Source organism: Mesorhizobium sp. WSM4813 (genome assembly GCF_055811555.1).
Map to the genome: position 1 here is coordinate 1 of NZ_JBVVQU010000145.1, position 968 is coordinate 968.

General features: G+C 62.7%; 1 protein-coding gene. It reads left to right on the forward strand.

Translation table 11 applies throughout. From position 1 onward, the window contains the following. A partial coding sequence (groEL, locus tag AC0L25_RS32405) for a chaperonin GroEL (protein WP_473599181.1) occupies positions 1-968 on the forward strand: 968 nt, incomplete at both ends.

A 968-nucleotide genomic window follows, 5' to 3' on the forward strand; every position in this document is an offset into this window, starting at 1 on the left:
GCTTCGAAGACCAACGACATCGCCGGCGACGGCACCACGACCGCGACCGTTCTGGCGCAGTCGATCGTCCAGGAAGGCCACAAGGCGGTTGCCGCCGGCATGAACCCGATGGACCTGAAGCGCGGCATCGACCTCGCTGTCGGCGACGTCGTCTCGACGCTGATCAAGAACGCCAAGAAGATCAAGACCTCGGAAGAGGTTGCCCAGGTCGGCACCATCGCCGGCAATGGCGATGCCTCGGTCGGCTCGATGATCGCCGAAGCGATGCAGAAGGTCGGCAATGAGGGCGTCATCACGGTCGAGGAAGCCAAGACCGCCGAGACCGAACTCGAAGTCGTCGAAGGCATGCAGTTCGACCGCGGCTATCTCTCGCCCTACTTCGTCACCAACGCCGACAAGATGGTTGCGGATCTGGAAGACGCCTACATCCTTCTCCACGAGAAGAAGCTCTCCAACCTGCAGGCCATGCTGCCAATCCTCGAGGCTGTCGTGCAGACCTCGAAGCCGCTGGTCATCATCTCGGAAGACGTCGAAGGCGAGGCTCTGGCCACGCTGGTCGTCAACAAGCTGCGTGGCGGCCTGAAGATCGCCGCCGTCAAGGCGCCGGGCTTCGGTGATCGCCGCAAGGCCATGCTGGAAGACATCGCCATCCTCACCGGTGGCCAGGTCATTTCCGAAGACCTCGGCATCAAGCTCGAGAATGTCGGCCTCAACATGCTCGGCCGCGCCAAGAAGGTGTCGATCTCCAAGGAGAACACCACCATCGTCGACGGCGCCGGCAAGAAGGCCGAGATCCAGGGCCGCGTCGCCCAGATCAAGCAGCAGATCGAGGAGACCACCTCGGACTACGACAAGGAGAAGCTGCAGGAACGTCTCGCCAAGCTGGCGGGCGGCGTTGCCGTCATCCGCGTCGGCGGTGCGACCGAGATCGAAGTCAAGGAAAAGAAGGACCGCGTCGATGACGCCCT